The organism is Colwellia psychrerythraea (assembly GCF_000764225.1).
Classification (GTDB): domain Bacteria; phylum Pseudomonadota; class Gammaproteobacteria; order Enterobacterales; family Alteromonadaceae; genus Colwellia; species Colwellia psychrerythraea_D.
Genome location: NZ_JQED01000017.1, coordinates 64,399 through 90,531, shown reverse-complemented (window position 1 = coordinate 90,531; position 26,133 = coordinate 64,399). Strand labels below are relative to the sequence as shown.

At 38.4% G+C, this 26,133-nt stretch carries 24 protein-coding genes; 12 read left to right on the top strand and 12 right to left on the bottom strand.

The window, feature by feature from the left end; all coding sequences use genetic code 11:
* Positions 1–94: 94 nt before the first annotated feature.
* On the bottom strand, positions 95–913 hold the full coding sequence (locus tag ND2E_RS12285; RefSeq protein ID WP_033093596.1) for a class I SAM-dependent methyltransferase: 819 nt from the start codon (positions 911–913) through the stop codon (positions 95–97).
* 274 nt (positions 914–1,187) lie between these two features.
* On the opposite strand from ND2E_RS12285, the gene ND2E_RS12290 reads away from it, so the two are divergent.
* The 3 genes from ND2E_RS12290 to ND2E_RS12300 all read left to right on the top strand — a co-directional run bounded on the left by ND2E_RS12290 (position 1,188) and on the right by ND2E_RS12300 (position 5,055).
* Complete coding sequence (locus ND2E_RS12290) at positions 1,188–1,886, top strand: single-stranded DNA-binding protein (RefSeq protein ID WP_033093595.1); 699 nt, start codon at positions 1,188–1,190, stop codon at positions 1,884–1,886.
* Positions 1,887–1,939: 53 nt separating this feature from the next.
* Positions 1,940–4,093 (top strand): SHOCT domain-containing protein, encoded by a 2,154-nt coding sequence (locus ND2E_RS12295; RefSeq protein WP_033093594.1) that lies wholly within the window; start codon positions 1,940–1,942, stop codon positions 4,091–4,093.
* A 263-nt stretch (positions 4,094–4,356) separates the two neighbouring features.
* The gene (locus ND2E_RS12300; RefSeq protein WP_223303588.1) at positions 4,357–5,055 is read left to right on the top strand and encodes a TVP38/TMEM64 family protein; all 699 of its coding nucleotides are present in this window, start codon (positions 4,357–4,359) and stop codon (positions 5,053–5,055) included.
* Positions 5,056–5,077: 22 nt separating this feature from the next.
* Here the strand turns inward: ND2E_RS12300 and ND2E_RS12305 are convergent, their stop codons facing one another.
* On the bottom strand, positions 5,078–5,551 hold the full coding sequence (locus tag ND2E_RS12305; RefSeq protein WP_033093592.1) for an NYN domain-containing protein: 474 nt from the start codon (positions 5,549–5,551) through the stop codon (positions 5,078–5,080).
* Positions 5,552–5,690: 139 nt separating this feature from the next.
* Between ND2E_RS12305 and plsB the strand changes: the two genes are divergently transcribed.
* The gene (plsB, locus tag ND2E_RS12310; RefSeq protein ID WP_033093591.1) at positions 5,691–8,126 is read left to right on the top strand and encodes a glycerol-3-phosphate 1-O-acyltransferase PlsB; all 2,436 of its coding nucleotides are present in this window, start codon (positions 5,691–5,693) and stop codon (positions 8,124–8,126) included.
* Positions 8,127–8,233: 107 nt separating this feature from the next.
* Positions 8,234–9,010, top strand: a complete 777-nt coding sequence (locus ND2E_RS12315; protein ID WP_033093590.1) for a hypothetical protein — start codon at positions 8,234–8,236, stop codon at positions 9,008–9,010.
* A 65-nt stretch (positions 9,011–9,075) separates the two neighbouring features.
* On the opposite strand, the gene ND2E_RS12320 is transcribed toward ND2E_RS12315, so the two are convergent.
* From ND2E_RS12320 to ND2E_RS12330, 3 genes are all read right to left on the bottom strand, one after another.
* Complete coding sequence (locus ND2E_RS12320; protein WP_033093589.1) at positions 9,076–10,356, bottom strand: TRAP transporter large permease; 1,281 nt, start codon at positions 10,354–10,356, stop codon at positions 9,076–9,078.
* Positions 10,353–10,877 carry a TRAP transporter small permease subunit gene (locus ND2E_RS12325; protein ID WP_081962021.1) on the bottom strand — a complete coding sequence of 175 codons (525 nt, stop codon included), beginning with the start codon at positions 10,875–10,877 and terminating at the stop codon, positions 10,353–10,355. The genes ND2E_RS12320 and ND2E_RS12325 overlap by 4 nt, the downstream gene beginning before the upstream one ends.
* Before the next feature lie 130 nt (positions 10,878–11,007).
* Positions 11,008–12,096, bottom strand: coding sequence for a TRAP transporter substrate-binding protein (locus ND2E_RS12330; protein WP_033093588.1), 1,089 nt, complete (start codon positions 12,094–12,096; stop codon positions 11,008–11,010).
* 271 nt (positions 12,097–12,367) lie between these two features.
* Here ND2E_RS12330 and ND2E_RS12335 point away from each other — a divergent pair, with 271 nt between their 5' ends.
* On the top strand, positions 12,368–13,507 hold the full coding sequence (locus ND2E_RS12335) for an FIST signal transduction protein (protein WP_033093587.1): 1,140 nt from the start codon (positions 12,368–12,370) through the stop codon (positions 13,505–13,507).
* A 13-nt stretch (positions 13,508–13,520) separates the two neighbouring features.
* Positions 13,521–15,332 (top strand): putative bifunctional diguanylate cyclase/phosphodiesterase, encoded by a 1,812-nt coding sequence (locus tag ND2E_RS0121425; RefSeq protein ID WP_052056442.1) that lies wholly within the window; start codon positions 13,521–13,523, stop codon positions 15,330–15,332.
* Positions 15,333–15,344: 12 nt separating this feature from the next.
* On the opposite strand, the gene ubiA is transcribed toward ND2E_RS0121425, so the two are convergent.
* Entirely contained in the window at positions 15,345–16,208 is an 864-nt protein-coding gene (gene ubiA, locus ND2E_RS12340; protein WP_033093586.1) for a 4-hydroxybenzoate octaprenyltransferase, read from the bottom strand.
* Between the two features lie 21 nt (positions 16,209–16,229).
* On the bottom strand, positions 16,230–16,850 hold the full coding sequence (locus ND2E_RS12345; protein ID WP_033093585.1) for a chorismate--pyruvate lyase family protein: 621 nt from the start codon (positions 16,848–16,850) through the stop codon (positions 16,230–16,232).
* 320 nt (positions 16,851–17,170) lie between these two features.
* On the opposite strand from ND2E_RS12345, the gene ND2E_RS12350 reads away from it, so the two are divergent.
* Positions 17,171–17,560, top strand: coding sequence for a flagellar basal body-associated protein FliL (locus tag ND2E_RS12350; RefSeq protein WP_033093584.1), 390 nt, complete (start codon positions 17,171–17,173; stop codon positions 17,558–17,560).
* Positions 17,561–17,606: 46 nt separating this feature from the next.
* Here ND2E_RS12350 and glpG read toward each other — a convergent pair whose 3' ends face one another.
* The 4 genes from glpG to ND2E_RS12370 form a co-directional block, all read right to left on the bottom strand.
* Positions 17,607–18,497, bottom strand: a complete 891-nt coding sequence (gene glpG, locus ND2E_RS12355; protein ID WP_081962020.1) for a rhomboid family intramembrane serine protease GlpG — start codon at positions 18,495–18,497, stop codon at positions 17,607–17,609.
* 6 nt (positions 18,498–18,503) lie between these two features.
* The gene (gene glpE / locus ND2E_RS12360) at positions 18,504–18,830 is read right to left on the bottom strand and encodes a thiosulfate sulfurtransferase GlpE (RefSeq protein ID WP_033093583.1); all 327 of its coding nucleotides are present in this window, start codon (positions 18,828–18,830) and stop codon (positions 18,504–18,506) included.
* Between the two features lie 146 nt (positions 18,831–18,976).
* A complete protein-coding gene (tdh, locus tag ND2E_RS12365; protein ID WP_033093582.1) occupies positions 18,977–20,002 on the bottom strand; it encodes an L-threonine 3-dehydrogenase in 1,026 nt (341 codons plus the stop codon).
* Positions 20,003–20,044: 42 nt separating this feature from the next.
* Entirely contained in the window at positions 20,045–21,253 is a 1,209-nt protein-coding gene (locus ND2E_RS12370; protein WP_033093581.1) for a glycine C-acetyltransferase, read from the bottom strand.
* 174 nt (positions 21,254–21,427) lie between these two features.
* Here ND2E_RS12370 and ND2E_RS12375 point away from each other — a divergent pair, with 174 nt between their 5' ends.
* The 4 genes from ND2E_RS12375 (at position 21,428) to ND2E_RS12390 (ending at position 24,608) form a co-directional block, all read left to right on the top strand.
* A complete protein-coding gene (locus ND2E_RS12375; protein WP_033093580.1) occupies positions 21,428–21,856 on the top strand; it encodes an Lrp/AsnC family transcriptional regulator in 429 nt (142 codons plus the stop codon).
* 276 nt (positions 21,857–22,132) lie between these two features.
* Positions 22,133–23,503 carry a lipid IV(A) 3-deoxy-D-manno-octulosonic acid transferase gene (waaA, locus tag ND2E_RS12380; RefSeq protein ID WP_223303587.1) on the top strand — a complete coding sequence of 457 codons (1,371 nt, stop codon included), beginning with the start codon at positions 22,133–22,135 and terminating at the stop codon, positions 23,501–23,503.
* A complete protein-coding gene (locus ND2E_RS12385) occupies positions 23,500–24,288 on the top strand; it encodes a 3-deoxy-D-manno-octulosonic acid kinase (protein ID WP_033093579.1) in 789 nt (262 codons plus the stop codon). The genes waaA and ND2E_RS12385 overlap by 4 nt, the downstream gene beginning before the upstream one ends.
* Complete coding sequence (locus ND2E_RS12390) at positions 24,288–24,608, top strand: hypothetical protein (RefSeq protein ID WP_033093578.1); 321 nt, start codon at positions 24,288–24,290, stop codon at positions 24,606–24,608. Before ND2E_RS12385 ends, ND2E_RS12390 begins: the two co-directional genes overlap by 1 nt.
* A 14-nt stretch (positions 24,609–24,622) precedes the next feature.
* Here the strand turns inward: ND2E_RS12390 and ND2E_RS12395 are convergent, their stop codons facing one another.
* Positions 24,623–25,999 (bottom strand): alpha/beta hydrolase, encoded by a 1,377-nt coding sequence (locus ND2E_RS12395; protein WP_223303586.1) that lies wholly within the window; start codon positions 25,997–25,999, stop codon positions 24,623–24,625.
* Positions 26,000–26,133: the final 134 nt, after the last annotated feature.

Sequence of the window (26,133 nt, the reverse complement as noted above, 5' to 3'; positions counted from 1 at the left end):
ACCTTCATGATGAAATAAAGGTAATGATCATTTATTTGTATGACAGTTAGGTTACATAAATGTGACGTATTTATGTAACCTACAGCTAAATGGATTAAATCGTTGGCTTGGGAATGGCTTGTTTAACATAAACATCAAAGCGATTTTTTTTCATCTTGATGCTCATTGATGGCTTTTTATCTGCCAGTGGTGGTGCATAACTTGGACGTTTTACCACAACACGGTATTTAGCTAACGCAAGTGCAGGCTCAAGCAAGCCATCAGCATCAAGGTCTTCTCCAACGAGGGATTGGAAAATACGCATTTCTTTTTTTACCGCTGCAGATTTTTCTCGGTGCGGAAACATAGGGTCAAGATATACCACATCTGGCTCTGACGCTAAATTCATTTCTTCTAAAGAAGAGCCATGAATTAATTGCATGTTATTGGCAATGGGAGCAATCTCATGGTTAAGTTTGGCACGTTCTATACCGTCGTCCAACAGTGCGGCCACAACAGGCATACGCTCCAATAAGGTGAGCTTACAACCTAAACTCGCTAAGACAAAGGCATCTCTGCCAAGTCCCGCGGTAGCGTCTAACACATGTGGAGTAAAACCGTGTTTTAAGCCGACTGCTTTAGCAATATCTTGGCCACGGCCACCACCAAATTTACGTCGATGAGCGACTGCCCCTTCGACAAAGTCGACTTTGATAGCACCTAGCTTAGGTTCATCCAGCTTGCATAGCTCTAGAGCGTGATGATGCAATTGCAACAGAAATTCAAGTTTTGGCTGTTTATTCGCAGCAGCAACATCGCCTAAATAGTTAAACTGCCATTTTTTGGCAAGGCGTTTCGCGTGTTCGCTATCAACACTATCGACGTAACCAAGGGCGATGTTGCTTACATATTCGCTGACAATAGTCGGGCTCATGAGCTTCCTATATGTTTGCCTATTGAAGGCAAGTTCGTTGATTTAATTCTACAATATTTTCTTCATTATAAAGCTTTGTCTTTTACTAACCACTCAAATGGTTAGTTAATTGTGACTAAAGTGACTTAAAATGAGTTTTCTTATCAGTTTTTCCTTGCCACCTATTAACAATGTCATTGAATTTATATTAAAATAAAATTCCTTGCTCTTTATTCATACAAATAGATAATAAGTGACTGAGTCATTGGTTTACTTTAATCTCACAGGAAAGCTTTTGTCATTATCAGATGCTGTTAATAAACACCCAAAAAGTCCAAATCCACAGCTTTGTGCAGTCACTTTATTAGGTAATTTAGTAGCAACCCCTGATATTCGTTACCGTGCTAACCCTGCGACGGCAGTGACTGAAATTATTTTAGCTACATCCAGTAAATGGTTAGATAAAAGCACCAATAAATACAAAGAATGGACTAGCTATCACCATGTAAAGGTAGAAGGAGAATTGGTTGAGCAGGCATTACTACACGCCAATAAGGGTGATATTATTTTGTTGCATGGCTATTTAAGTAATATCAAACCAAAAACAACCGATAAAAATGCTATTCACTTGGGTATTGTGCACGCTAATTTCGTGCAAAAGTTCGACAAAGGTTATACACAAGCGATCAATCAGATTCATTGTAGCGCTCAATTAACCTCAAAACCCAAACTTATGCTAACTGAGCATAATAAGCATATAACTCAGGCAAACATTGTAATTAATCAGCATAATTACAATACCGACAAGCAGAAGTGGCAAACACTTTCAGTAGAACGCGCCATTCATGTTTGGGGGAAACAAGCACAATATCTCGCAGAACATGGCGACATTGGCAATGAGTTAATGTTAGAAGGAAAATTAAGTTACACCAGTGGTGTTAATAAAGATCAATTTATTGAAGTAAAAAATGTACATTTATTTAAAGGTACTTAATAACAATATTAAAATTCGTTAACAAAATACTGAACTATGGATGACTCGATTTAATGCTTAACGCAAAATACATAACCTTTTTAATTTTTTCACTATGTTTGCTTTTCATTAGTGGTGCCAATGGTGCTAGTAAAGAAAACAAATATTTATTGCAAAAAATAGCACAAGCTCCAGCGTTAGATAGCCCCGAAAAACAGTGGTTGTTACTGCTAGAACAACCTGGGAATAGTCAATACTATTACCTTGCAAATAAAAAGGGTCAAATTTATCAGTTAGAACAAGATGGTGCCGACAACACGGATTTACTGCTCGATTTACAGCGTTTTTCTACTAAAGACTCCATGCTGCAATTAACCGCTTTCACCTTGCACCCTAATTTCTCTTTACGTGATCAAATAGGTTTTGGCACTTTCTATACTGCTCACGTTGAAAAGGTAACGAGCAATAGAAAAAGAAACCGACTAAAAGACTCGTCTGTCACTAAAACACTTCCTTTTGATGCCATAGTGACCGAGTGGCAATTAGATGCGAATAAGCAAGTCGATAAATCAAGCCAACGAGAGGTATTAAGGATAGCCGTCCCCACTTTGGTCAACGGAATAAGGCAATTGGATTTTAACCCTTATAGCAAATCATGGCATGATAACTTTGCTCAGCTATATATATCACTTTCTCAAAGTCCTGAACTAAAACAACATCCACTTTACTCGGGTGCTATCTTACGTATTCACCCACAACGCAGCGGATTCAACAGTTATAGTATACCTCTAGATAACCCTTACTATGCTAATGAAAATTTTGAAAAAACCTTGTATTTATTTGGTGCTGGCAGCATAAATCAATTTATCTGGCCAGATAGATACGCTAATAAGATCCTCATATCACATCGGTATCACTTGAATGATACGATGAGACATTGGCTATCATATAGTAATGGCGGTGAAGATTGGCGCAAAAAAGCACCTACAAATTTTATTTATCAAAGCACGAAGAGCTTATCGGCCAATAGTCTATTAGTATATCGAGGTCAAAATGCGCCCGCCTTACGCAACAAATTATTATTATTAGTTAAAGATAACAAAAGATGGCAAGTCAATTCACTTTCACATGACGCTTCCCCAGAAATATCACTTGAAAATAAGCAATCTATAACGCAAAAAAAGATACTGCCAGCCCCATCAATCGAATGGCAATTAAAACAACAAGCATTGCAAACCAATAGCTTAACTCTCTATCGGGATAATCGAGGAGAACTCCTTTTTTTCAATGAAGATTCGGGTTCTATTTATCAATTATTCCAACAAGACATAAGCTTAGACATTAATGAAAGTGAAGAAAGTGGCTTCAGCTGGATAACATTCTTATTTATTCTCATACTGATTTTACTTATTGGTTATGTTTTATTTCAGGTGAAGATACAGCATAAATCGGCTAAAGCCTTTGTTCGTCGAGAATTTTCAAACGTAAAACTCAGTGAAGATAAGATGTCGATTGAACTTTTCAAACGCCATGAGAAAGAAGCAGAAAAAGTTATCGCTTTATCAGATATTAAACAGTGTCAAATTTTACTTGGTGATTTAGTCATTGCGACAATTAATACTACCTTGGGGCACGGTTTTAACGCAGAACAAGAGCAAGCGTTACGCGAAATATTTCATGTAGAACAAATTGCTAAAATGACTGATGGAAAAGTTCGCCGTATTAATTTAGCGCTTAGTACCGAAGCTAAAAAGCGGCACGTCATTTGTTTATATTTACGCAAAGGTAGCGATAGAATAACCAAAAAAGGATACTTTACTGTCGTTGATGAGACTATCGATTGGTGTTGGCTCATTGCCGAGAATATCAATAGCAAGCAGACAGGTAAACGCTCTTTCAACCCTAAGTCCATCGCAGATAAAGGGCATACTGATCATAAAGCCCATGACCATACCCCACTGCATAAGCAAGCTGCGATTATTCGTCCGGTAGCTCTTCCAAGAGTAGATGCCCTAGAGCCTGAAAAGGAGGTGAAAACCACTTTCTTAGAACAAAATAACGATGATGTCGCTTTAGTAGATAAGCCTGAGCCGACAGCAACCAAATCAGTTAAAGTAGAAACAGAGCTAGTGAACGCATTAGAAAAATTAGTTAAGCTCCGACAACAAGGTTTTTTAACTGAGGATGAATTTAAACAAGCAAAAGCTAAGCTTTATCACTTTAATTAAGTTTCGATGTTAAAAGCGCTGTAAAAAAATTCAAGTCTGGGAATACATAGACATATGGCAATACGATGTTTTTCTCCCCTTGTAGAAACGTCGCTGGACCTTTGGCTATGTGATATGATACCAATCGGACACTTTGTACTCTAATAGTTTATTTTGCACTGGCGTTGAACCTTTGATTAATTTAACTTGATATAACCATGCTTTCCAAACTTCTTTTATTTTCTGCTCGTACCTCAACAATAAAAATACTAGCGAGTGTTATCATGCTAGTTATTATCGGCATAGCTTTATATCAATGGCTAATAATTACGCCAATATTTACCTCTACTCATGGCGCAATATCAACCACAACAGAGAGTGGCTTTAGTCTAAGCGACTGGACTATCAACTTGGTTGAAAAATTTAACTGGCAACAAGACAACAGCTCCATTTTGTTAAATGCGACATTACTTTTTGTATTTTTATCATTAGCAACCAGTGTAGGTTTGCCTCGACAAATTGCCGCTTTAGTCGCTGGTATTAATTTAGGCGCTTTCATCGGTTTAATTGTTGCCACAGTGGCTGCAACCCTTGGATGCCTCATCACGTTTAGTGTCGCTCGATATTTCTTTAGGGATAGTATTACCCATAAATACCCAAGTAAACTTGCAAAATTATCCGAATTCCTTGCGGAGCAAACCTTTTTAAAAGCCATCGTTTTTCGCATATTACCTTTAGGAAGTAATTTCCTTACCAATATTATTGCCGGGGTGAGTAAGGTATCAATGCCCGCTTATGTCGGTGGTTCTTTTGTTGGCTTTATTCCACAAATGACCATTTTTTCACTTGCCGGCAGTGGTATCCGTTTAGGGGCACAAAATGAATTAATTGCTAGCGTTATATTATTTATTATTGCGATGTTATTAACGGGTTATCTCGTGAAAAAACATAAGCAAAAAATTAAGACTACACCTTTAACATAATATATTACTGAGCCTAATAAGATTATAAAAGTAAGCTTTGCTCAATTTTATGGTGAATATCTGCAGCCTCCACTAATGATTTTGCAGTTAAATGCTCAACGCTATACACCTCGGTCGTCACCCCGTACTTTTCTCTTACTTTTCGTAGTAATAAATCAAAATCACCATCGCCTGAAAGCAATATCACAGTATCTACTTCTGCTGCTGCTTCCATCAAGTCAATCGTAATACCCACATCCCAATCTCCTTTAGCAGAGCCATCACGCCGTTGAATATAAGGTTTTAGTTTGACGTCAAAGCCAATATGCTTCAGTGCTTTTTGGAATTTATGCTGTTGATCATCACTACGTTGGATAGCATAAGCATTAGCAATTGTAATCTCGCCCTGTGCCATCAGTTCTTGCCATAACAATCGATAATTAAATTGCTTCGCAAACGTATCTCGCGTGGTGTAATAAATATTCTGTACATCGACAAACACAGCAATTTTTTTCAATGGGAGCTCCCTAAATAAAAGGCGTTTAACTTACTGATAGTATTGTGCTAACAGTTTACCCACAAACCAAGACAATATTAACTAATGATGTTAAAATTCAATTTTTGTAGCTGTTAATGACTAATCCGAGCGATACAACATGTTAGCTTTACGTTCTTTTTTCTATTTATTACTAAAATTCCCTCTTAAGTTACTGGTTCGTTGTAAAATTATCACTGACAGCCAAAATATTACCGAACAGCCAAGTCAGCCAATTTTTTACATTGTCCGTCATCAATCTGCCTCTGATCTTTTAGCATTACAAAGTGCATGTAAAAAACAGAATCTGCCAGATCCCCTCGGCAAAGTTATTATCAAAGGCAAAAGCTTTAACCGTACCTTGTGCTTGGCAAAATCGACACCACTTTGTTCATGGCGAAAAAGTAGTAAAACAACAGCAACGGCACAAGGTTTAGCTTTATTAAATCAGCATGTTATTGACGAAAATCTAGATGCTCAACTAATTCCAGCCAATTTAATTTGGGGGAAAACCCCTACCAAGGAACGTAAAAATCTCAACATAGGTACCTTGCTTGCCGATCAAGAGTCCCCCAATTGGCTAAGAAAATTCTTCATAGTTCTCTTTTTAGGCCGTGATACCTTAGTACGCTTTAGCGAAGCATTTTCTTTGCGTAACATCTCTGACAATCACGGCAGTGATGAAGCCGCCGCCCATAAATTTTTACGCGTTGCTCGCTTCCACTTTCATCGTCAGACTATTGCCGCTAAAGGCCCTAGATTAATGCATCGTAAGCAAATGTTCACCGCATTATTTGCCAACCCGTCAGTCAAACGGATTATTAGCGATGAAGCAAAGAATAAAAAAGTTTCAGAAGCTGAGATGAAGAAAAATGCATTAGCCATCATGAATGAAATTGCAGGAGACTACAGTGTTTCTTGGTTACGTTTTGGCGAGATCATTTTGCATTGGTTATGGAAACGCTTGTACAGCGCCATTAATGTCAGTAACGCCAAGGTATTACGTAAGTTAGCACAAGATGGCCATGAAATTATTTATGTACCCTGTCATCGTAGCCACATGGATTACTTATTACTTTCTTATGTCATTTTACAAGAAGGTTTAGTTATGCCACGCATTGCTGCAGGCATTAACTTAAACTTCTGGCCAGCAGGTACCATCTTTAGAAAAGGTGGCGCATTTTTTATTCGCCGTAGCTTTGGTGGTAACCGTTTATACTCTACTATTTTTCGCGAGTATTTAGGTCTTTTATTTGAACGTGGTTACGGTGTTAAATATTACACTGAAGGTGGTCGTAGCCGAACGGGTAGAGTGTTAGCACCGAAAACAGGTATGCTCGCGATGACGATTCAAAGTTTATTACGAGGTATTGATCGCCCCCTGACCTTAGTTCCCGTTTATTTAGGTTATGAACATGTTATGGAAGTAGGCACTTACCACAAGGAATTAAGTGGTAGCGAGAAAAAAAGTGAATCCATGTTTGGCGTTTTGAAAGCCATCAAGAGCTTACGTAACTATGGAAACGGTTATGTCAATTTTGGTGAGCCAATGAACATAAATGAGTTTTTAAGCAAACAAGTGCCTGATTGGAAAGCGTCTATTGACCCTATTGATCCGCAAAAACCTTCATGGTTAACACCTACAGTGAATGTGCTTGCTGACCAAGTAATGGAGAATATCAATAAGAGTGCTGCATTAAACGGCGTTGCTTTAATTGCCTTAATCCTGCATGCCAGCAAGAATAAAGCCTTATCAAAACTCGAATTAGAAACACAGCTTGATTTTTTCTTGAATGTTCAGCGTCAAGCACCATTTAGTGAACAGCTCACTATTCCAGAAGAAACGGGTGCGGAGCTACTCACCCATGTAATTTCTCTCAATAAAGTAACGATTACTGAAGATAGTTTTGGTAGCTTAATTTCACTCTCTGAAACCGCTAATACCGAGATGCGCTATTACCGTAATAATATTTTGCATACCTACGTAGTACCTGCCTTGGTTTGTCGTTTACTTGATAAACACAGCAAGATTAATCAAGACGAATTAGTCATAAAAGTCCAGCAATTAACGGCATTACTCAAAGAAGATTTATATCTATATCAAGATACTAATCAGGTTGAACAGCAAGCCTTGCAGGCCCTTACTGTACTCAAAGAGATGGAGATTGCTAAGCAAAGTAAAGCCGGATTTTGGTCACTTACCGACGATATGAGCTTACTTAGTCAAGTTCATGCTATGGCTGAGTGTATCGATGAGAGTTTGCAACGCCTAGCAATTATCACTTCGCTCACCAGTCGTTTGGCGCCATTAAGCAAGCGAGACTTAGAGACTAAAGTTGTGTCGATTGCTAAGCGTCTATCTGTGCTAAACAATATCAATGCACCTGAATTTATTGACAAGCGCGCTCAATCAACGTTAATCGCTACAATCCGCGAACAAGGCTATATTGACATCAATGATGATGGCTTACTCGTTGCCAGTTCAAGCATGCCTGATATCAAAGCGACGGTTATCAATTTAGTTGATATTGAAGTACTGCAAAGTATCGCACGTTAAGAGGTTTGTTATTTTAACCACTAAAAAAGCACCATAGCGTATTGAACCTGTGGTGTTTTTTTTGGTCTAAAACATCATTCATTAACTTTATAAGAACTGAATATACTGTGTTAAAAGGACCTTACACTGCCATTATTTTATCTGTATTACTGCATTTATTACTTGTGCTTATATTGATCTATGGTGCGACACAACAACCCAAAATGATCAAACAAGATAAACCTAAGATTAAATCAATTAAAAGTTTTTTATATTCTGCACCTAAAAAAATAGTGCGTAAGCCAGCAACGACTCCAACAACGACAAATGATAATAAAACACCACTAAAGGCTCAGCAGACACATACAGCTGCTAACACAACTGTTAACATTGAAGTTCCCCCAAAAAATATAAACCTATCTCCTACTAAGCCAATCAGTAAACCAGCTTCGAAGCCAATTTCTTCACAGGTGACTAATGCCGTTAAAAGTGAAACAGTGACTACTAAAAATAAAGTATCAGGGGCGAATAGAGGAAAGTTTTCGAGCTATGATCGTTTATCGAGGTTAAGAGAAAAACTGGGTAATCAGCAACGAGAGCAAGCTTTTACTGAAATAACGCAACCACGATCTAGTTCTGTAATGGATGCAGAGCCATTTCCGGTACCAAAAACTATAGTGCCACTCACAATAGAGCAACAGCAGAAGCTCAATACGAGCAACTCCCATGTCGGCTCTATCACCAAAAATGATAACGGCACTTGCACCATTTATCGTGAACAAATATTAGGAAGCCCTGTACATGCAACTACAGCTTCTTTTGCCTGTGGTGAAAGTAAGTTTGATAAAAACTTTAGAGAGCACATGGAGAAGGTACAAGTTAAATTTAAAGTGACCAATAAATAATAATTTCATACCAACAAGTTGCTGGTATGAAGCATTATTTCCGTGCTGTAAAGTAGATGTTTTAGCTAAGTGATAATCAATTGATCTGGAAAAAAGACCACTAATAATAACACAGCTATTTGCATCAAAATAAAGGGGATGACTCCCTTATATATCGTAGTAGTTTTCAGGTATTTTGGTGCCACACCTTTAAGGTAAAAAAGACTAAATCCAAAAGGTGGTGTTAAAAACGATGTTTGTAAGTTCATTGAAATTAAAATGGCAAACCACACTAAATTAATATCTAACGCTATGGCAACAGGTAATAAAATCGGCACCACTAAAAACGCAATTTCAATAAAGTCAATAAAGAAGCCCAGTATCAATATAGCGAACATAGCTAAGGCAATAAACGTCCATTTACCGCCGGGTAATTCCATAAAAAACTCTTCAATAATATATTCACTACCTGAATAACTAAACACCATAGAGAACGCTGTTGCGCCAATGAGTACCGCAAAAACCATTGAGGTAACCTTTACGGTTTCTTTGGAGATTTCATGCATTTTGCTAACAGAAAAACTACGATAAAATATCGATAAAATAACGGCGCCAACAGCACCAATAGCTGCTGATTCTGTTGGTGTCGCAATACCCGCAAAAATAGAACCGAGGACCGTTAAAATTAATACTAAAGGCGGGACAATATCTTTAAGAGCTTGTATGAGCAATTCACGTTTGTTCTCAGTAACCACTAACGGTGGTACAAATTCAGGTTTAATTCTTCCTAAAACCAAGATGTAAATGGCATAAATAACAACCAGCAGCATTCCTGGCACAATAGCGGCTCGGAATAAATCACCAACGGGCACGCCCATTACATCACCTAGAATAATTAAAATTATCGAAGGTGGGATAATTTGTCCTAGGGTACCAGAAGCACAAATAACGCCAGTTGCCGTAGGTTGGTGGTAGTTATTTTTTAACATGACAGGTAAAGAAATAACTCCCATTGCAACAACACTGGCCCCTACAACACCAGTTGATGCGGCTAATAAAGCACCAACAACAATGGTAGAAATCGCAACACCTCCAGCAATACCACCAAAGAGTTTAGCCGCTGACTCCAATAACCGCTCCGCTAACCCGGTTTTCTGTAACACTATCCCCATAAAAATGAACATGGGAACCGCCATTAAAATAGTATTCTCCATAATGCTCATAATGCGATAAGGCATAAAGGCAAATAAGTCTGGTCCTAGAACAAGTGAACCAACAATCAATGAAACACCAGCAAAGGTAAACGCGACAGAATAACCAAGAAATAAACACACAAGCGCAATAGCGAATAGTACAATACCTGTCATAATTGCTCTCCTGATTCAGACTGAGTTGGTGTAATAAGGACTTTTAGCTGTGAAACCAACACATGGAAAATCGCAAGAATCAAGAAAATAGAAGAAAGTGGAATAACGCTGCGTACTATCCAGCGATGAGGTAAACCACCAGGATCACCACTACCCTCACCCATTTGGTAAGCTTCAAGTGTATAGTCCCAGCTGTAATACAGTATAAGTATCGTGATAGGTAATGCTAATAACAACGAACCAAAGATATTGATTAATGCCTGACTTTTTGCGGACATGGCCTCGTAAAAGATATCGACCCGCACATGACCATCTTCTTTTAGAGTGTATGCAATGCCGAACATAAACATCGCTGCAAACAAGTGCCATTCTAACTCTTGCATACCAATACTGACATCATTAAAAAAGTAGCGCATGATTACGTCATAAAAAACATTGATAATCATTAATAGCATAAGCACACTGCAAAAGTTGCCTAAGGCATCAATGATTTTTCCCAAAACCTTTAACACTGTATCCATTTAATTTCTCAGTTAGTAATACCACTTTACCAATGCAACTTAGCAGCACACACATTGGAAACAAAAATCAGTAGGTATTATTTACCTACTGATTTCATAACATTATTTACCTTTAAACTAACAAACAATATTACTTGCCATCAAAATTATCCAGATAAGCTCTATCTGATAAGTTCGTCCACGCTCGTACTTGGTGTTTATAATCATTTAATGATTTAAGAATTTCTGCTGTCATAGGATCTTTAGCAGCAAATTCTTTTAATAATTCATCATTTGCTTGCACAATCGCTTGCATTACCGGTTTAGGAAATGAGCGCATCTGTACATTTGGGTAATCTTTTTTCAGTGAAGCTAAGTTCACACCACTTGCATGCATGGATTGTGAGTACATGTCATAAGCAGCCGTTTTCATGGCGACCGTGAGAATTTTTTGCAAGTCTTTTGGCAGGCTATTATATGCTTTTTGATTAACCATAAATTGCAACTCAGTCCCTGGCTCATGCCAACCGGTATAGTAGTACGGCGCTATTTTATGAAAGCCCATTCGTAAATCTAAAGAAGGTCCAACCCACTCTAATGCATCAATAGTATTTCGCTCTAATGCAGTATAAAGCTCACCTGATGGGATATTAGTTGGCTTAGCACCTAACTTTGCTAATACTTCGCCAGCAAACCCTGGTATACGCATTTTCAAACCTTTGAGGTCTTCAACGCTATTAATCTCTTTTTTGAACCAGCCACCCATTTGGTTACCGGTATTACCACCAGGGAACGACATAATGCCATATTGATCATAGACCTTTTTCATTAATTCCATGCCGCCACCGTAGTAGAACCAAGCATGTTGCTCAGAAGCAATCATGCCGAAAGGAACGGTAGTAAAAAACATCGTATTAAAGTTTTTGCCTTTCCAGTAATAAGAAGCTGAATGCCCCATCTGGTATTGACCACTTTTTACAAAATCAAAAATGCCTAATGCAGATTTATGCTTATTCGAAGAATCAATGCGAATGGTCAAACGACCATTTGACATTTCTTTTACCATTTTAGCCATATTTTTAGTGGCATCACCAAAAATAGGAAAATTAGGCCCCCAAGTTTCAGCTAAACGCCAACGGTACTTTTTATCATCGTCAGCATGAGCTAAAGCTGAAAATCCCAGCGAAGATAATCCGAGCGACACCACGAGTGCAGCTTTTACGAAAATTGATTTTTTCATCTGTCCTTCCCTTTAACTTATTGTCATTATTTATTTTTATATGAGAACTCACTTTTACATCAGATCTTAAGCTTGCACTGTACTTTTAGTAAACAGTATAACTAACTATATAGTCGTTACATCATCCATTGTCTAGCCTAACGACTATTAGCAAATAAACAAGCACCTCAAGATAATTACACTAATTAACACTAGTTTTCTATAAATAACTTAGGCATTATGCCAAGGGCATTAAATAATAAAAATAAAAAAAACCAAGAGATACAATAAGATGGCAACTGAACTATTCACTTGGTATACAGTAAGCGATACTTTAAATGATTTTAAAAGCGGTTTAAGTCTCGCTCAAGAAAGTGGTGCTGAAAGCTTATTGGTTCTTACTTGCAGTCTAAACAATTACCCAGAGGAAGAACTCAACGCGCTATTCACTGCGTGCCCACTAAAACTTTTTGGTGGCATTTACCCAATGCTCACACTACAGGGCGACTTAATTAAACAGGGTGCTTTGATTATTGGTTTTAAAGAAACCTTTGATGTAACACTCTTCACCCAACTTAATCATGTTACAACCGAAAACAGCCTAGAAGATTTCATTACCTCAACCCTACAAGAAAAACAAAATTTCCGCGGTCAAGATAACTTTTTAATGTTTTATGATGCGCTCATCAGCAATATTGAAGGCTTCATTGATTGTCTTTTCGAGTGTTTAGATCACGGTATAAAAATCGCTGGTGGCGGCGCTGGCAATTTAGACTTTATTCAACGTCAGTGCGTTTTTACCAATTCAGGTATACATAGCGATGCTATTTTATTAGTAGCTCTTCCACGGGCACTCCATACCAGTGTAGCGCATGGTTGGAAGACATTTGATGAACCCTTTTTAGTGTCCGAAGCACAAGGCCAAACCGTTCAAAGTTTAAATTATCAACCCGCTTATGAGGTTTATTGCCAAACAATAGAAAATGCCACTGAATACACTTTTAAAGATACCGACTTTTTTGAAATTGCTAAGCATTTTCCATTAGGTATTAAGGACATTAATAATAATATCATTGTTCGAGATCCTATTTTAGCTAAAAACAATCAATTGCAATGTTTTGGAAATATCCCAATAAATTCAATGGTATATTTACTTGAAGGCAAGATAGATACCTTAGTGGCTTCGACAGAGAAAGCGGCGGCCACGCTATTTTCTAATCTCACTAAAACAACGATTCCAACTACTATGATATTCGATTGCATTAGTCGGGCATTATTTATGGAAGATGAGTTTGAAAAAGAGCTCAATGTCATCGCTGAACAATGTCGTTCAGGTACATTATTCGGAGTACTTTCGCTTGGGGAGATAGCCAATAGTCAAAGTGGCGCTATTCGTCTTCTCAATAAATCAATCGTAATTAGCTCTTGGTAGCAACTAGGCAGGTATGAATAAAGCACTGTTTCTTATTTCTCTACAACATGAGCTCGCCATGGCTATCGGCAATAAACTTGATTTAAAGGCCATGTTAAAGGTTTTTTTAAAAGTCTGTTTCAATCGTCTCGACTTAACCAGTGCACACATCTATGTCTATTGTGATCAGTCTGGTATGCCAAGCAAATCATTACCTCTAAAAGGCACTAGTTATAAGCATTTTTTAAGTATCCCAAAAAACAAGCGCGGCCAATCTTGGTCAAAAAGTACCATACTTACGAACTTTGCAAGACAACTTAATAGCCGGCAAAAAAATATTTCATTTCGATGTGATAATGGCCAATATTTATCTGGTTTTATTATCCCTGAGTATGGCTTACTCACCTTTGAAACTCACTATGAATTAGCCGAAGAGGTGCAAAAGGCACTACAACCTATTTTGCAAAAATTAGCCACCAGCTGTTATACCTCAATAGTGCATGCTTCCCTTGTAAAAGAGGTTCACTCTAGACAACTTATTGAAGAAAAGGTTGCCTTCCAAGCGCAGCACGATGGTCTAACGGGCTTATTCAACCGCCAGCATATAAACCTTTTACTGGGCAATGCCTTAGAAGATGCTCGCACTTATGAAAAAACGGGTAGTGTCGTTTTTGTTGATCTCAACCGCTTCAAGCCAATAAATGATGCTATGGGCCATACCGTCGGTGACAAAATACTGCTCACATTAGCCCATAGATTACAGGCATTGAGTAACGAAAATATCGATATTGGCCGCTTTGGCGGAGATCAATTTATTATCCTGCTAAAAAACCTCAAAGGTGATTATCAAACCACAATTGATCAACTTATTGCACAGATTAATCAATTACTTGTCGCGCCTTTTATTATCGACACTAACTCATACAAACTCACTTGCAGTATCGGCTATGCATTTTTCCCACTGCAAAGTAGCACGGTTACTAATCTTATTAAATTTGCTGATATTGCCATGTACGAAGCTAAAAGAGCTAAAACTCAACAGGGTAAGCAATATCAAAGAGCCATGTCAGACAAAATAAAAAAACGTCTAGCTTATATTGATGACATGAAGCAAGGCCTAGAACAAGGTGACTTTAAACTATATTATCAAGCTCAATATAATCATTATGGTGACATTATTGGTGCTGAGGCACTATTGCGCTGGCAACACCCTATTCATGGAAAAGAATCACCTGCACTCTACATTCCTATCGCAGAAGAAAGCGATCTCATTCTTTCCATTGGTCAGTGGGTCTTAGAACAAGCATGTCGCGACATCAAAAAACTAGAACAATTATCACTGCCGAAAAGCTTTAATAAAATAGCGATTAATATCAGCGCTAAACAATTAATTCAGCATGACTTTCAAGTAAGTGTGCTCGAAGCTATTACACAAAACGATATTCCCGCTAACCGCTTGGCATTAGAATTAACAGAGAATCTCTTGGTAGAGAACATTGAAGATTCAATTAAATTAATTGCCTCATTAAAAGAGAACGAAATTGATTGTGCTATTGATGATTTTGGTACGGGTTATTCTTCTCTTACCTACTTAAAACGTATACCTGCAAGCGTTTTAAAAATAGATCGCTCTTTTGTGACTAACATAGCACAAAGTAGTGAGAGCGCAGCTATCGCCAGTATGATCATCAGTTTAGGTAAAACCCTTAATATGGACATATTGGCAGAAGGAGTTGAAACACAAGAAGAACTTAATTGTTTGAAAGAACTTGGCTGTTTTCATTACCAAGGTTTCTACTTTAGCGGTCCACTACCCTTTGAGCAGTTTTCTCAATTATTTAAATAATTGAGAAAAGGTCTATAAGTACTCAATGGCAATACCAACAAAGACAATTAAACCAACCCAATGATTATGTAAAAACGCTTTAAAACATGCGCCCCTTTCTCTATTAACAATTAACAACTGTTGATAGCTAAATAAACCAGCAGCGCCTATAAGACATAATTGATACGGCCAACCAAAGGCTAAAATATCACCCACTGTCCATAATAAAGCCAAGGTGGTTAGCTGTAAAAATCCAATAACGCGCTTATCGTTTTCAGCAAATAAAATAGCGGTAGATTTCACCCCTATTTTGACATCATCATCTCTATCAACCATTGCGTACATAGTATCGTAAGCAACCGTCCAGCATAGGTTCGCGCTAAAGAGCAACCAAGCAACTAGCGGTATTTCACCTTGCGCTTCAGAGAAAGCCATTATCATACCCCAACTAAAAGCAGCGCCTAAAAATAGTTGCGGCAATTGGGTATAACGTTTCATAAAAGGATAAATCGCCGCCAGAAAAACTGCGACAACAGAGAGGTATATAGTTGGCCAACTCAGCAGTAGTACCAAGCCAAGTGCCATACCAATTAATAACCCAAACAAATTAATAGCTTCAACGGGGGTCATCATGCCATTAACAAGCGGTCTATTTTTAGTGCGCTCAACTTCACCATCAACTTTTCTGTCCGCAAAGTCATTTATCACACAACCAGCACTGCGCATGATAAAAACACCTAAACTAAAAATTAACAATATGCGCAAGTTTGGCCAACCATCACTCGCAATCCACAATGCCCAGTACGTTGGCCATAATAAAAGATAAGTGCCAATAGGCTTATCCATACGAGTAATGAGCTTAATTGCTAACCATTTTTGTTGAACTTTTTTCAGCATTTATTTGTTTCTTTTAAGTGTTTATTGATAAGCAAAAGCATCAGGTAAAAAAACTTCAGCCACCATCAAAGGTTTATTCTCCAGCATAAATATCGAGCGACGGCCCCAAAGTGCTTGCTTGGGTATTTTTGCTGTATTTACAAGCGCATTACTATTTGCATCCTTGCCGGCTAATGCTTTGGCTAACTTCACCACACTAGAATCAGCAGCAAAAGAAGATAGCTCTAGGCGTAAACGCTGTAGTGACGAATTATTAAACAAAACCTGTCCTAATGGTTGCTCACCTAAATTGGCAAGCACTTGCTCTGCACCTGTTAAGCTCGCCAGCGGTAATAAACTCCGAGCAAAAACTTGCGGCACATTATCACAATACAAAAGGACTTCACGCACTAACACAGGTTCTCCAACCTTAATGAAATCACACGCTTCAGCTGCTGAACAAGGTTGTTTTTGCTCACCAATAACCTTGACCATAAAGTGGCCACTTTGATTCTTCAAGCGTGCCGTAAGTGAGCCTTCATCGAGCAGCCAATCTCTGAGTAAGGTAGGCAATGAAGAGCAGGCCTCTTCGTCAGGTGACAGCCACTGGCCCGACAAAGTGATTGGAAAATTGATAGGAAAGTTCACTATTTTCTGCTTCATAAATCTACTTAAAAGAATATTGGGGTGTAAAATCGTCGCTATAGTAGCAGACCTAGTTAGTAAACTCATTTATCTCAACCAAGCTATTGCAAAAATTTCAATGTGTGTAGAATTTAGCGTAATTCTGTACGAATATTTTTACTTTTTAAGGCTAACTAGTGGACTTTATTCAGCCAATTTCATCAATCTAAATATTTTTTTGGTCATCAAAAAAACCTTATTGTGAGAAAAATGGCTATTTAACAAAAATAATCGAGCAGAATACTAAAATCAGGTTATGATATGGATAAGTTTAATCATCACTAATCGACTATTATTTTATGTTTAAGTACCTATTTCTCTTTTCCTTTTTACTTACCTTAAGTGCGAATGTTTCACAGGTAAAAGCGAGTAACTATGCTTACTTTGGTTTTGAACCTGACATTATCACTAATTATGTCGCGGTAAAAAAGAAAATGGGCTATGTACGTTTAACGGTTGAATTAATGGTTGAAGGCGACAATTTAACAATAGTTGAACATCACTCACCTTTATTACGAGACGCCATTATTGATATTATTGGCCAACAATCTGAAGCTAAAATAAAATCAATGAAGGGTCGTGCAGAAATTCAATTACTGTGTGAAGAGCAAGTAAAAGAGCTATTAATCCAAGAAACTGGCGAACCACTCATCAAAAAACTATTGTTTACTCAATGGTTAGATAACTAGCAAGCAACTGATATTAAAGACTCGTTACTTGCTACTCTTCTTAAGTCTATGTTTTATTGTTAACGCCAATCACCTTTACAGTGAACACAGCCAGGAAGCATCCCGACAATAAGCCGAGTAAATGTGCGGTATTAGCCACATTCACTGGTAATAAATCAACAAAGCCAAGTACTAACCAGAACAGTAAAAAGCCAATCAATGGTTTTGCAAGAAATAAACCACGCTCTGGAGCTAAATAACCAAACCACCAAATAAAGCCAACTAACGCATATACCACGCCAGATAAACCGCCAAAATTCGAACCTGATACCAAATATTGCCCAACATTAGACACAATAGCAGAGAGCAGCAGGAGGTTAATGAGTGTTGATTTACCTAATATTTTTTCAATACTGCCGCCCAATTGCCACCACCACATAGTGTTAAAGATAATATGTAGCCAAGAAAAGTGAAAAAATGCAGGGCCAAGCAAACGTATTGGATCAGCTAATAAAGCATCAATTGATAGTTGTGGGTAAAATTGTAAGGCATAAAAAAGCTGTTGCGCCCAACCAAGCTCACTGAAAAGAAAAACTAACCAACAAAGAGTAAACACTAACAATGTTACAATGCCCGCATGGGCTAAAAAATTTTCTTGAAAACTGCGCATCAAACTGAAGTCGCTTGCATGTAAGCTGACCGTTTCCCCCCTATCCCATGCTGCTTGCTGATATTTTTTGTCATAAGGCTTCAAAATAAACGCATCGAATTCTACTTTTGCTTGTACTATTTTATCTTCGGGACAATAGATGACATGGCCGTCTTCTCGGCTTGATTTGAGCTGTGCTTGAATACCTATTGATTGTAAATAGTTACTAAATAATAACGCAATATTGTGATCTTTAAGTTGAACCAGAGGCTGTAACGTATCCATATTCTCAGCAGACTCACTTGCCATCAGTCATTATCGCTCTATATCATCAGGAAATTGTGTTTGCCATTGAGTAAAGCCCCCATCAAGAGAGTAGACCTCGGTGAAATCTTGGCTTATTAAAAACTCTGCCGCTTGTTGACTAGAAATTCCGTGATAACAACAAACAACCACAGGGGCATCTAGATCAGCTTCACGTAAAAAATCAGGAAGTGACTCATTGGTTAAATGAATTGATTCTGCAATTCGACCATTTGCAAAAGAATTAGCATCTCGAATATCTACAACAACATGTGATTTATTTGCCATCACTGCTTGTAAGTCAGTCACTGACATATGTTTAAAACTATTCTCTGACACTTTGCATTCCTTATTTTATTACTGCCTGATTGGCAGTAAGTTCGTTATATTTTAGTTTAAATGAATACGTGATCTATTAATACAAACATAAAATGTTAGTTAAAAGTATCAGTAGATCACGTCTATCGACCACTAGTATAACGAATTTAGGTCCAATCTAAAATGACCTTGCCAGATTGACCAGAGCGCATCATATCAAAACCTTGCTGAAAGTCGTCGATATTGTAGTGGTGCGTAATAATTGGGCTAAGGTCTAAGCCAGATTGAATCAAACTTGCCATTTTATACCAAGTTTCAAACATTTCACGACCATAAATACCTTTAATGGTAAGTCCTTTAAAGATAACTTGGCTCCAATCAATAGCCATATCGCTGCCAGGAATACCTAACATGGCAATTTTTCCACCATTATTCATATTTTCTAACATGCTAGTGAATGCTATAGGAACACCTGACATCTCTAAACCAACATCAAATCCCTCTGTCATGCCTAAATCTTTCATGACATCGTTTAAGTTTTCTTTACTCACATCTACAGCGCGCGTTGCACCCATTTTCTTTGCGAGATCAAGACGGTATTCATTAATATCGGTAATAACAACATGACGAGCACCTACATGTTTAGCAACGGCTGCAGCCATAATACCAATAGGACCAGCACCTGTAATCAGTACATCTTCGCCAACCAAATCAAAAGATAATGCCGTATGCACTGCATTACCAAAAGGGTCGAAAATGGCTGCTAAATCATCAGAGATTTCATCAGGTAACTTAAAAGCATTATAAGCAGGTATCACCAGATATTCAGCAAACGAACCGGCACGATTCACCCCAACTCCAACAGTATTGCGACATAGGTGAGTTCTGCCACCACGACAATTACGACAATGACCACAAGTAATGTGACCTTCACCGGAAACTCGGTCACCTAAAGTAAAACCCTTAACTTCTTGACCAATACCGACGACTTCACCTGCGTATTCGTGCCCGACAACCATAGGCGTAGGTACCGTTTTTTGTGCCCATTCATCCCAATTATAAATATGAATATCTGTACCACAAATGGCCGTTTTGTTAATTTTTATCAGCAGGTCATTATGACCAAGCTTTGGTTTTTCAGTGCGCGTCAACCAAATGCCCGGTTCTGCTTTTAATTTAGATAATGATTTCATTGCCACTCTCTGCCTTATTAATTTTCAATTGAGTACAAGTAGTTAAATTACTGCCATCTCTTTACCAATACGGATAAAGGCTTCAATTGCATGATCTAACTGCGCTTTGGTATGCGCCGCAGAAATTTGAGTACGTATACGTGCTTGCCCTTTAGGTACTACAGGGAAAGAGAAACCAATAACATAAATACCTTCCGCTAATAAGCGGTCAGCCATAGCACTGGCAACTTTTGCGTCACCTAACATTACGGGCACAATCGCATGATCGGCGCCCGCACAGGTAAAACCTGCGGCTTCCATGCTGTTACGAAAATAAGCTGCATTATCTTTTAAGGTTGTGCGTAAAGCATCGCCTTGCGCTAATAACTCAAGCACTTTCAAAGAGGCATTAACGATTGCTGGTGCTAATGAATTAGAAAATAAGTAAGGACGCGAACGTTGACGTAACCATTCAACCACTTCTTTTTTCGCCGAAGTAAAACCGCCTGAAGCGCCGCCCATTGCTTTACCCAAAGTGCCAGTGATAATGTCTACACGACCCATAACTTCACAGTATTCATGGCTACCACGACCTTGTTCACCAACAAAACCTACCGCATGTGAATCATCAACCATAACCATAGCATCGTATTTATCAGCTAAATCACAAACGCCCTTTAAGTTAGCGATAACACCGTCCATTGAGAAAACACCATCGGTAGCAATCAATTTAAAACGTGCGCCAGCTGCATCAGCTTCAATTAAACTCTGCTCTAAGGCAGCCATATCATTATTAGCATAACGGAAACGTTTAGCTTTACATAAACGTACACCATCAATAATGGAGGCGTGATTGAGTGCATCACTAATGATGGCATCATCTGGCCCTAATAAGGTTTCAAACAAGCCGGCATTAGCATCAAAACAAGAAGAATACAAAATGGTATCTTCCATACCTAAAAACTTACTGATCCCCTGCTCTAACGTTTTATGTATATCTTGCGTACCACAGATAAAGCGAACCGATGCCATTCCAAAGCCATGTTCATCTAAGCCTGTTTTTGCCGCAGTTATTAATTCGGGATGATTTGCCAAGCCTAAATAGTTATTTGCACAAAAATTGACTACGTCTTCACCAGTATTAACGGCTATTTGTGGCTGCTGGGCAGTGGTAATAACACGCTCAGCTTTGTATAAACCATCTTCTTTTACTTGCCCAATTTGTGTAGTTAAATGCGTGTAAAAACCTTTTGTAGATACAGAACCAGTCATGTGAATTCCTTAAAAAATAATTTCAATGGTCATATTATCCGCGCAGACCTTAGTGCAATAATAGTGGCACTACTTGATGATATGACCTTTTTCATAGTTAAATTGACATATTAAGCTGTCAAAATGTAAGTTAACCACTATAATTTGAAAATAGGCTGTAATGAGGAGTGTAGTTTGTTAACCGAAAAAGATGAAGAATTGCTATCAATTTTACGAATCAATGCTAGAGCAAGTGTGTCAGATATCGCCAGGGCAACAGGCGTTTCTAGAACAGCAATACAAAACCGACTTAATAAGCTTGAAAATAATAACGTCATTAAAGCTTACAGTGTTGTACTCGACAGCGCCTATACCAGTGGTTTAATTTCAGCTAACGTTTCGTTAAAAGTAAAACCCAATTTACGACAAACCATTTGTATTGCCTTAAGAAAAGTCCACCAAATAAGTCATATTCACTCAATCAGTGGCGAATATGATTTACTGGTTTCCATACAAGCCAGTACCTTAGAAAAATTGAGCGAAGTACTCAATATGGTCTGTTCAACGGAAGGCGTAGAAAGAACCAACTCTGCCATTATTCTTGATACCATTTTTGAGCGCTAACATTGGCATTTTTCAAATATGATCTCTATGGGTTATTACCCCTACCCATCCAATGAAGTTATAGCAACTTGATGGGTTATACCCGTAATCATTCAATAATGCTCGATTCAGAGTGCTTGAGCAATTTCAATACAAGGCGTACCTTTGTAGTCATGGTTATTCCCTTACAAGAAGGTGTAACGATGTAGTGATGTTGCTCAAGCGCTTTTTCTCCCACTGAAATATGCATTTGGAATGGCCACGGGTATAAAGGTATAATTACTGTAGACACTTGATATGGAGTCAATTTTAGTGCGATATGTTTTAGCTTTATTTTTTTACCGTGTATTACTTTTATTGCTCACCCCAATACTTTTGCTTGTGCTATTGATTCGCTCTGTTAATCACCCTGAGTACCGCCACCGTTTATTTGAACGCTTGGGCTTTTTTCCGAAACCTTCTACACAGGGAGGTATTGTTGTGCACGCTGCCAGTGTCGGAGAAGTCATCGCGCTAAAAAGCTTTATCGAAAAGCTATTAGTCAACTATCCCGATTTACCTATCACCATTACTTCCTTTACTCCGACTGGCTCAGCGCAAATAACTAAACTCTTTGGTCAGCGTGTTCAACATGGTTATTTACCCTTAGATATATTTCCCTGCACAGCACTATTTCTGCATCGACTTAAACCTAAAATGATGATTTTTATGGAAACGGAGTTATGGCCTAACCTAATTTCGCAATGCGCCCGACAACAGGTGAAATTATTGTTAATTAACGGTCGATTATCAAAAAAATCCTTAACCAGTTACCAAAAAATTAGCGCCCTTATCAAGCCTTGTTTAAATCGCTTTGATAAAATACTTACACAAAGCCAAGAAAACTTAAGCCATTTTTTGCAACTCGGCGCGCTTAAAAACCGCTGTGAAAATAGCGGTAATTTAAAGTTTGATATAAGCGTTAACGAACAAGTGCTCAATAAAAAAGCTGAATTAGCGAAATTGCTTATTGCTGAAGACTCTCTGCCTAAGAGAACAATATGGTTAGTAGCCAGTACTCATGAAGGTGATGAAGCTATTGCCTTAGCCGCCTTTAAAACACTGTTACGACAGTACCCTGCGTTGCTTTTGGTCCTTGTACCGCGACATCCAGAACGTTTTGAGCACGTTGCTAATCTTTGCCTTGAGCAACAATTAACGCTGGCAAAACGCAGTGAAAATACGATAATTAATGACGAGCAAGTATGGTTACTCGATAGTCTTGGCGAGTTAATGGCTGCCTTTGCGTTAAGTGACATTGTCACTATGGGTGGAAGTTTCAGTGAAATTGGCGGCCATAATCCGTTAGAACCTGCATTATTTAATAAACCCGTAATTGTTGGGCATAACATGAGTAATTTCAACGAGATAATGCAACAACTAAGGCAAGAGCATGCCATTATTGAACTCGCTGGTAGCACACCGGCAAATGAATCTAGCAGACAGCTTGCCAATGAAGTTGATGCTTTAATGCAACACCCCAAAAGGCAACAAACGCTTGGCGAAAATGCGCTCAACGTCGTATTAAAAAACCAAGGTGCTAGTGAAAAAACTCTGGCGCAAGTAGCGCAGCTTTTGCCTAATAGAGCTAATATTACCAATAGTAAGCCATTAGGAGATAACTCGTGAATCAAACGACAACCAGCGCACAATTCTCTAAAGTCGAACAAGGGAACCTGACCTGTGTTTACAATCAAACGCTGATCACAAATTTCGACACAGAAATGCTTAATCCAAGCTATTGGCAACAAAATAATGCGGTAACAGGCTCAGCGCAAGGTCGTGGTACCACGTGGTTTGTCGAGTATAAAGATAACGGCGATATTAAGCATGATTGGGTATTACGCCATTATTACCGTGGGGGTTTAATCGGCAAACTTATAAGAGACTCTTATTGGTTTAGCGGCGTAACAAAAACCCGTGCAGCTTCTGAGTTTGCTCTTTTACGTCACATAAATACGCTGCAACTTCCTGCACCAGAGCCAATCGCTTATCGTGTTACTCAACATGGCTTTTACTATCAAGCAGACTTGCTTTCCAGTCGCATTCATCATGCACAAGATTTAGTCGCTATTTTAAGTGAAAAGGCATTAACGGATGATGTATGGCACAATATAGGCACAACTATTCAACGCTTTCACCATCACGGTATTTATCATCATGATTTAAATAGCCATAACATTTTACTCAATGACAAAAATCAGGTGTTTCTGATCGACTTTGATCGTGGTGAACTGCGTACTAATCCAGTCAATACTACCTGGAAACAAGCCAATATGGCTCGTTTACAACGCTCGTTCTTAAAAGAATTAAATAAACTCGCTGAATTTAATTATACCGAAAAAAACTGGCAAGCTTTGATGGCTGGTTATCAGGATGGAAACACTTCCGATGCTGAAAGGCAAAGCTCATAATGCATTATAGCATCGCGATATTAATCATTGGCCTTACTTTAGCTTCATATTCTTCGAACGCAAACAAACCAATCGCAGGGGATATTAGTCATTTAATTTCCAAAGAAGTCTTTATCAGCTATCACGATGTCGCCGACTTTATTGAGCAATCGCCAAAAGTAACTATTACCGTCATGCCCTCCAAGGCTGATATCGACGAATATGGTCAACACATTGCAAAAACGTTGACCGGCTCTGATTGTGATAGGGACGGTGTAATGGATGATAATAAAACCTGTAATGCGGTTTTTTATAAACTGTGGTTAAAATACGCCCGTTAATTGCTAACGAGTAACTAATCAGTATTTGTTAAAAATACGGTCATCGCTTCCAACATTTCTTGATAATACGGATTGTAAGTTAATCGTTGCATCGGCAGATCACGCGTAAGATTCATTGCGGTAACTTCTCCTTTAATAACCTGCTTATTATGTTTGCATGCTTTATAACGCGGGGCATCAGTAACATAATGACCACAGTTTCGATATTGGCCATTAACGCCGTAATGTGGATTGTTAGGTGAATTCGTTGTCGCAATGTGAGCAACATCAAAAATTTCACTACACAGACTTTCAGCTGAACACTCAGGCACAATCACTTTCATCACATCCACTAATTTTGATGGCAGCTTGTTGTTGTCACCATAATAAATCAACATACTTTTCTTCATCTGCTCTATCGGAGATGCTAACTGCCACTGCTGAACGAGCTGTAATGTATGTGCAGTGTCTATGGTTTGGTCATGCTCACTCGCTACTACAAACAGAGGAATATCATGCATTTGCCGACTCGCATTCGCCCCTTCCCCCACAACAAGGTTCATTAAGGCATGAACCTGTGCTGCCGCGTTATACGGAAATGACTCATACTTAGCAAAATCAATATCGGCATCTAAATCAATCCAGTCAACAAAAGGAATACCATCAATATATTGCGCTAACCAGGCTAAGTCACTTTTTGCCTTTGAGGCAGGTGACCACATAAAGAGTCCTTTAATTTTTTCATCAACCTGCTGTTGCTGCATTAAGTAATTAAAAATAAGTGCCCCACCCGTAGATAAACCGCCAAGATAAACCTGTTGGTAGTCATTTAATGTTTGGTCAATAGCAAAGGTCGCCGCTTGCTGCCAATTTTCATAGTCTGTGTTAAGTAACTCTGAAGGTGCTACGCCATGACCTGGCAGTAACAAGGTACGTACCGTAAATCCCTGTTGATAAAAAAACTGGCTAAGGTCGTGAAAAGAAAAAGGTGAATCCGTTAAACCATGAATAAGTAAAATAGCTTTATCGTTATTTTCTTGTGCTAATTCAAAGGGAGCGACCAGCTGGCTTATCTTAGGTGTTTTTGACCATTGATTTTTTATTGCTAATTGTTGATAAGTTTTAGTCACAACCGGGCATGGCATATTTGCTCTAGGGTTCTTATTAACAACAACTTGATAAGCACCGTCAAGGTAGGCTTGGTAACTAGATAGTTTATCAAAATTAATGCTAGCTAAAGGCTCACCATTCGCATTATTAGCTTGGGTATTTGCGAAGCGAAACTTGCCCGACTCAATGAGAGATACGTAATCATCTTGAATGCTCAAGCAATCTTCTTGTGCTTGGGCAAATGACAAAGAACTTACCAGCCACAGTAGTAATATCAGGTACTGATTAACACTTTTCATCATGATTTCCTGTTTAAGATTTCTGTTTTACATATCAATTTACGATTAGCACTTAGAAAGTATATCAATTGAGGTAATATACTAGACAAAAAATAACGCCTTTGAAACATTATGCTTCAAAGGCGTTATTGCTCATA